This is a genomic window from Alkalibacillus haloalkaliphilus C5, assembly GCF_000269905.1.
Taxonomy (GTDB): domain Bacteria; phylum Bacillota; class Bacilli; order Bacillales; family Alkalibacillaceae; genus Alkalibacillus; species Alkalibacillus haloalkaliphilus_A.
Genome location: NZ_AKIF01000145.1, coordinates 1 through 7,256, shown reverse-complemented (window position 1 = coordinate 7,256; position 7,256 = coordinate 1). Strand labels below are relative to the sequence as shown.

General features: G+C 41.0%; 5 protein-coding genes. 2 read left to right on the top strand and 3 right to left on the bottom strand.

Annotated features, from left to right (window positions below):
• Positions 1–229: 229 nt before the first annotated feature.
• Positions 230–2,119, bottom strand: coding sequence for an SEC-C metal-binding domain-containing protein (locus A194_RS20825; protein ID WP_017187280.1), 1,890 nt, complete (start codon positions 2,117–2,119; stop codon positions 230–232).
• Between the two features lie 310 nt (positions 2,120–2,429).
• Here A194_RS20825 and A194_RS0113105 point away from each other — a divergent pair, with 310 nt between their 5' ends.
• A complete protein-coding gene (locus A194_RS0113105; protein ID WP_017187278.1) occupies positions 2,430–3,371 on the top strand; it encodes a nuclease-related domain-containing protein in 942 nt (313 codons plus the stop codon).
• A gap of 258 nt (positions 3,372–3,629) precedes the next feature.
• Here the strand turns inward: A194_RS0113105 and A194_RS0113100 are convergent, their stop codons facing one another.
• Complete coding sequence (locus A194_RS0113100) at positions 3,630–4,898, bottom strand: SLC13 family permease (RefSeq protein WP_017187277.1); 1,269 nt, start codon at positions 4,896–4,898, stop codon at positions 3,630–3,632.
• A 413-nt stretch (positions 4,899–5,311) separates the two neighbouring features.
• The gene (locus A194_RS0113095) at positions 5,312–6,337 is read right to left on the bottom strand and encodes a plasmid pRiA4b ORF-3 family protein (RefSeq protein ID WP_017187276.1); all 1,026 of its coding nucleotides are present in this window, start codon (positions 6,335–6,337) and stop codon (positions 5,312–5,314) included.
• Between the two features lie 289 nt (positions 6,338–6,626).
• On the opposite strand from A194_RS0113095, the gene A194_RS0113090 reads away from it, so the two are divergent.
• Positions 6,627–7,256 (top strand): nuclease-related domain-containing protein (locus A194_RS0113090; protein WP_017187275.1); only part of this gene is annotated, 630 nt, incomplete at its 3' end.

Below are 7,256 nucleotides of genomic sequence, written 5' to 3'. Positions count from 1 at the left end.
ATCGAGATTTTCGCCGGAATATTAAAGATTTCGCTGATAATCCAAATAATGGGAGGAGTGAACCCACCGCGGGACCGTGCGCGGGATTAGGCTTTCGCTTAATTAATTGAGCGTTCGCCTAATTATTGCCGATTTCGCCCAATTATCACGGAGTTCGCTTAATTATCGAGATTTTCGCCTAATTACAGAAAAAATCGCCTAATTCTCAAATAATTAGGCGATTTCATCTCTAGGAATATACCGTCTCTACGTCTTCCAAAGCGTCCAAATAATCGATCCAAACGCTTTCATTAATATGACAATAAACAACCGCTTCATCAGGTGAACCTTGTTCAAACATCTGCGGCATTATAGACAATATAGGCAGTTTACCAGTTAACATCGGGATTATATAAGGGTTGCGATGATCGGCTTTTCGTAATAAGTTTTTGACCTTTTGCGTTAACTTTCCGTTTTCTTTCACTAACTCATAGAGCGCTTCGTTAAAGTAATGGAAAGCATCATCTGCCGGATAAATATCGAGCAAACCTTCAGCAGCTGGTAATTCGTACATTTCTATATATAATGGGAACAATCGGTAGCGAATACCTTGATTGTCATTAAAGTTCCACTCCATAATCGCCTCATAACATTCAATCGCATTTACCGGGCGGTCAGTATCATTGTAGAGCTCAGCCAATGCTTGATAGGCGCGAAGCCAAGGCCGCACTTCAATTATCATCCATGGATTTTCATCTTTAGCTACCACATCTAAATCCAACTTCTCTTTTCCAACTTCAATAGCTTTCTTTAACAGCTCTTCACTCTCATCTAAATCATCACTAAAAAACGCCTTCAAAACAAGACCATCGATATTTTCAGGGTCTAACTGCAGAACTTGGTCAACTATTGACGGTTCCATTTCCTCATGAGCTTCGAATGCTAATAGCTGCGCACGCTCTTCGTCATTTTTAGGCGTGTACGGAGCATCTTTCGTTTTATTAAGGAATTCATTCAATTCATTTTCGTCATTGAATGTTTGAGACGACGCTTTTTTATTCATCTCATACATCATACGTTCAGAAGCTACATCCCAACCAGGCTTTGAAAAATGTTTCAATGTAGGACCACTTGCAACATCTTCATTAGCATTTATGTCATGAAAACGTTCAAATAAATAATCTTCAATTTCATAAACTCTGTTGGAAATGCTGTTCGAATTAACGCCATACTTTTTAGCCAACTCTTTCATCGTGACGCTTTCATCTTGCAAACCGAACATCGGGCTCGTCCAATACAAGTACTCAAGTGTTGCAGCAAGCACTTCAGCCTTTTGGATTCTCGGTTGATTCACTTCATAAAAATCGACCCAAGCCACTTCTAAATTATCATAAGTAGTCTTCTGTTTTTCTTTTGCGCTCATATGGCCACGCAAAATTTCAACGACTCGTTTAGCTTTATCATTTTGCAAAAGCTCTAACGCGTCAAACTCAACCTCTGAAAACCAAAGATCCATTAAATCAAGGAAGCGTTCAACAAATTCGTTATGATCACCTATCTCATTTAAAACCTGATGATAATGAGACTTCGTTGCTGGATAAGCAATTGGCATAATTTGATACTGAGGCCCCCAACTTAAAGCGAATCCGATCACATAAAGATCCTGACTTAAATTGTCTACCGGAATACAACCCCTACGAACTTCTAAACGATCGTGTGTAAACAGATCTAGCATTTCTATTACTTCTTCAGACTGCACTTGTTCCACTTTGAAAATGCTCGGCTTAGAGTGTTTCCAGTCCTTCAATGCTGATTTAGTCATTGGGCGATTCACTTTTGGCAACATGTGGTCCACAAAGCCTTCCATCGCCGTTTGACCAGACTTCTCAATAACAGACGCCCAATACAACATCTTCATGACCTGTCTCACCTGTTCGACTTCATCAGTAGCACTTTCATAAAAAATAAGATCCGGATGAAACTCAAATACATACTCCATTAAATTTTGCCAATGTTGATCCATCTCCTGAACCACTACTTGTGAAGAAAACTCAACAACATTAGACTGAGCACAACATTTCTTATACTTTTTGCCACTACCACAAGGGCAAGGATCATTTCGTCCTACTTTATCCGCCATTTTATCACCTCTAATTAGAAGTATATCAAAATCGAGGGGGTGAGTGCACCTTAGTTGCTGCTGGGTGAGGCGTTCGTGTGCGGGGGGGAGCGGTGTTCGTACGCGGAATTCGGCGAACGCCGGATTCCATGGTGTTTTCGCCGGAAAAATTTAATTTTCGCCGGAATATCGAGATTTTCGCCGGATTATCACCGGGTTTCGCTGATAATCCAGATAATGGAATAGCAAACTACCTCGAATTAATAACTAGACACGAACGTACATTCTGTTATATAATAAGAGTGTCCCTAATAGAAAAGGAGACTGATCGATGATAATACTCCCTCACAGCAAACCACCTGAGCTTGAACAACTCGAAGCTCTTGTTCCCCGCTATAAAAGAAATGATCAAACCTATCAGACGATTCAAGACCGCCTTGGCAAAGAGTTAGCTGGTTATTTAGGTGAGAGATCACTTCAATATTATATAAAGCTTCTTAATCTTAAAGATCACTTTCTACTATTTGGTTTTCGAGCGAAAGGAAATGATAGTTACTTTCAAATTGACTTATTGCTCATAACGCAAAGCTTCATATTGATTATTGAAGCCAAACATTTAAAAGGGACACTTTCAATTAATGAATCCGGTCAACTTATTCAAGAAAATGAAGATGAAATTGAGGTATATCAAAACCCACTCATCCAAGCAAACATCCAAAGATCCCAACTCTCTCACTTGTTGTCTCGACTTAGCTTAGATCTATTACCTATTTATACGTGCGTCGCTTTCACTCACCCAAAATCAATCATAAACATCAATAAAAACACCACCGAAATTTTCCCGAGTCAGAACCTTCCGAACTACATCTATAAAATCCAATCTCAAAATCAAACCCCTCTTGTTAGTACTCAAAAAGCTAACACAATCGCAAAATCATTAAAAATCCGACACACTCCTAAAAACAACAACCTCATAAACTATTACGGCATAACCGACCACTTAATTAAAAAAGGCGTTTGGTGCACCCAATGTAAATCAACGATTATGAAGCGTATCCACGGAAATTGGCACTGCTCAAAATGTAATCACAAAGATAAGACTGCACATCTCCAAGCATTAAGAGAGTTTGCAATTTTGCATGATCGGCAATACATTACTAATAAAGAAGCTAGATCATTCTTGAAAATTCAATCTGAATCTACTACAAAAAGGTTACTTTCAAAGTTTGAAAGAAAAGGTGATACAAAAGGAAGTGAATACCTTCTAAAATAACCGCCCCCACATCAGGAGCGGTTATTTATTTTGTCGTAAATCGACGTTCGCCGGATTCCAAGGTGTTTTCGCCGGAAAAATTAAATTTTCGTCGGATTATTGAAAAAGTCGCCGGAATATCGAGGTTTTCGCCGGAATACTGAAAATTTCGCTGATAATACAGATAATGGAAGCAGCCGAACCGCTACGATCCATGCTGCTAAATTAGTAGCTAGCCCAATTATCGAGAATTTCGCTTAATTAAACCAACCCCACTCTCTAAACCACCACCCAATAAACCACCCCACTCGTCACTAGCATCACGACCACGCTCAACGGCAGTCCTACCTTAACAAAATCTACAAATCGGTAGCCGCACGCTTGGTAGACGACTAAGTTTGTTTGGTAGCCGATTGGGGTGACGAAGCTTGCGGAGGCGGCAATGGCGATGACGACGGCGAAGCCAATGGGATCGACCCCGAGCACGCGCGCCATTTCTAAGCCGATCGGGAGCATGAGTACGGCTGCGGCGACGTTCGTCATCAGCTCGGTGAATAGGTTTGTTAAAAGGTACAGTGCGACGATGACGGCGAACATGCCTAGTGGAGCCGCGACTGCCAAGACGTGCACCGCGACCCAGTCTGCCAAGCCGGATTTTGACATCGCCAGCCCCACTCCAATCGCGCTAGAAACGAGAATTAAAATTTGCCACGGAATCGTTCGGATGACTTCTCCTACTTTCAAAACATGCGCTACCAAAAGTAACACGACAACAGATGCAACAGCGACCAACATCGGCACCAAGCCGAGTGCGACTAACCCAACCGCCGCACCTAATAGCCCTAATGCGATCCACCCGTCCAACTCTTTTCCACGGCTTGTACCTACTTTCTCCCGGCGACCTCCCCGCTTTCGACGTTTTCGCCCAGCTCGCTTTTCAGGCAAAAGTCTCCAACCTATCAGCGCGACATACACAAGTCCTACAACAGTAATCGGCACACCTACAATCGCTAGTTGGAAAAAGCCAAATCCTTGCATCTCCGCTTCTCGCAGCAAACCATCAACAACAAGGTTCGTCGATGTCCCGATCAACGTCACGGTTCCGCCTAAAATCGTCACGTAAGAAAGCGGAATTAACAGTTTCGTTTCTGACACGCCGTGGCGGTTACACCACTTTCGAACTACCGGAACTAAAGTGACGACAATCGGCGTGTTGTTTAAAAAGCTTGAAGCCCCAGCTGCAGGTGCGAGTAATCGGATGACCAAACCCCTCACCGAACCCGCACCCGCTCCCCGCAAGAGCCTCTCCACGACCCGCGTCATCACCCCGCTTCTTTCAATCACGCCAGCGATGATAAACAACAGCCCGATTGTCCAGACCCCTTCATTGACAAAGCCTCTCGCTGCTTCAAGCGGCTCGAGCACTCCTGACAGCAGCAACACAATTAACGCCATAAAAACAACCCACTCCGCTCGAAATCGATCAATTAATAAAACGATAATCATTAAAATTATAAGTCCACTTACAAACACCATTTCACTCGTCATAACACCATTCCTCTACTCGAGTTCTCACATAATCTATGAAAACAACGGTAGATTCGTAAGAGCGGACGACCTAGGAGCCGGCTCTGTTGGTCCGATCAGTTAAGCGAATGCTTCACTTTTTCGGCGTTCGCCGGATTATCACTCGGTTTCGTCGGAAAAATTAAATTTTCGCCGAATTATTGAAAAAATCGCCGGAATACTGAGATTTTCGCCGGATTATTATAAAAGTCGCTGATAATCCATATAATGGAACCGCGCAGGCACTCTGCGGATCAAGGGACAATATAAGCGAACGCTCAATTAATTAGGCGTTCGCTTAATTACCGAGGAGTTCGCCCAATTATTAAGAACTTCGCTTAATCATCAAAAAATCGCCTAATTCCACAATAATTAGGCGATCTTCCTTATTATCTTCAAGTCATACGCTCGAGCTTTCGATTAACCCAATTGATATCAAATTCGGGCTTCCACCATCTTGACCATGATTTCATGTGCATGTGGTCTGGGTCATTATTATCATTAATAATTCGTAAAAACTCTGAATATCCAGGAATTCCACCGACATCTTCAGGTGGTGCAGGGTGCTCACCATCTATACAAGTTGCATGTTGCTTTGCATAGCCTTCAATTTTCCGTTCGACTTCTACGTGATGCTCCCAGAAGTCACCAAAATCATAGATATATTGAAATTCAGAAACACCTTCTAACCTACTGCTTAAAGGTTCTGCCATAGATTCAGATCCATACTCAATTTCCTTACCTTCAATCACAAATTCATAAAGGTGACTGCTCTCCCAATTAAATGCACTTTGAATGATATCGTTGAATTCCGAAAACGTGGTGTCACCCTTAACTACTAGCCTTCTCCATGCTGTATGATCACCCAAAGTCAAACTCACTTTAACTTCATATGCATCGCTCGAAAAGATCGGCTGACTTGCGAATTTTTCAAGTTCCTCAATCATTACGTTTTTAGGGATGATATAACTCCCCTGCCCGTCACCTGTTAGGAAGCGACTCCAATGCTTACTGATGTCGACTTTGACTTTTTCATCACCAGAAAAGTCGTCGACAATCATTTCGAGTTCCCTTACACGTTGCGTCATAGCAGAAACCATCTTCCGTGACTTCGTATTAGTAAAAGTCACCTCACCAGCTGACCTTATATACTCATCAATGACACTTGGGTCAATTCCCTCAGCCTCTAACACTTCACTAATAGCTGCAGGGATAGCCTCAGATAACCGACGAAGGTCATCCGCTTTCACGCCATAAAGTAAAATAGAGTAACGCGAAAGGTCATTCAACAAAACAATCGCCTTTCTCCTGCCGATCTTAAAAACATTAGCATGCCAATCAAAAATTGAGTCCCGCTCAATTCTTTCGTCCGCTTCAAACTTCAATTCATTTAACAACTTCTTCGTACACTGAATTTGCATTTGATCAACTCCGAACTTATGAGATATTTACACTAGTTTAACACTCATAATTTTAGAAAACACTAATTAAGCGAACGCTCAATTAATTGGGCGTTCGCCTAATTATCGAGGATTTCGCCCAATTATCGCGGCATTCGCTTAATTAATGGAAATTTCGCCTAAATATCAAAAAAATCGCCTAATTCCACAATGATTAGGCGATTTTTATATGATTGATAAACTCCATTGAAGGATTTTGTTGAAATCTATCGAATTACATACTTGATACTACTATAAAAGGAGAACACCTATGTTTCTAATCTTGAACATATTTAAATCGAAAAAAGAATCCAAAAAAGAACTGACAAATCCACGTCCTAAGCAAAACCAGGAACAAATTGCAAATAGAAAAGGCGAGCTTGGCGAATATAAGATTGATATTCAACTAGATCAATTACCGAAAGAGTACTATTATTTGAGTGACTTATTAATAAAAAACCCTAAAGCTAAATCTGGCTACTCACAAGTTGATCATGTCATTATTACACCATACGGACTTTTCGTTATTGAAACTAAAAACTACCAAGGCACAATTTACGGTGGGAAGGATCGCAAAACTTGGTCAGTAAATGGGAAGTTCAAAATGATGAACCCATTTAATCAAAACTATGGACATATGAAAGCACTAGCAGCTTTGATTGACATTAAATACCAAAACTCTTTCATATCAATCGTATCGTTTACAAAACGATGTACTTTTAAAGTTGAGTCGGAATTGCGCCAAATATCATCAAATCAATTAATTGTTTATGATATTGAGCTGTCTGAATATATTCATCGAAAAGTTAGAACTCTAAAAAAGGAAACTCAACAATTTCTATCAAAAGAAGATCAAGAAAATATTAAAGCAGCTTTTCAACAGGCCAATATTACAGATCCG

Coding starts and splice junctions, on each gene's coding strand:
- A194_RS20825 (WP_017187280.1), bottom strand. CDS start 2,119: ATGGCGGATAAAGTAGGACGAAATGATCCTTGCCCTTGTGGTAGTGGC.
- A194_RS0113105 (WP_017187278.1), top strand. CDS start 2,430: ATGATAATACTCCCTCACAGCAAACCACCTGAGCTTGAACAACTCGAA.
- A194_RS0113100 (WP_017187277.1), bottom strand. CDS start 4,898: ATGACGAGTGAAATGGTGTTTGTAAGTGGACTTATAATTTTAATGATT.
- A194_RS0113095 (WP_017187276.1), bottom strand. CDS start 6,337: ATGCAAATTCAGTGTACGAAGAAGTTGTTAAATGAATTGAAGTTTGAA.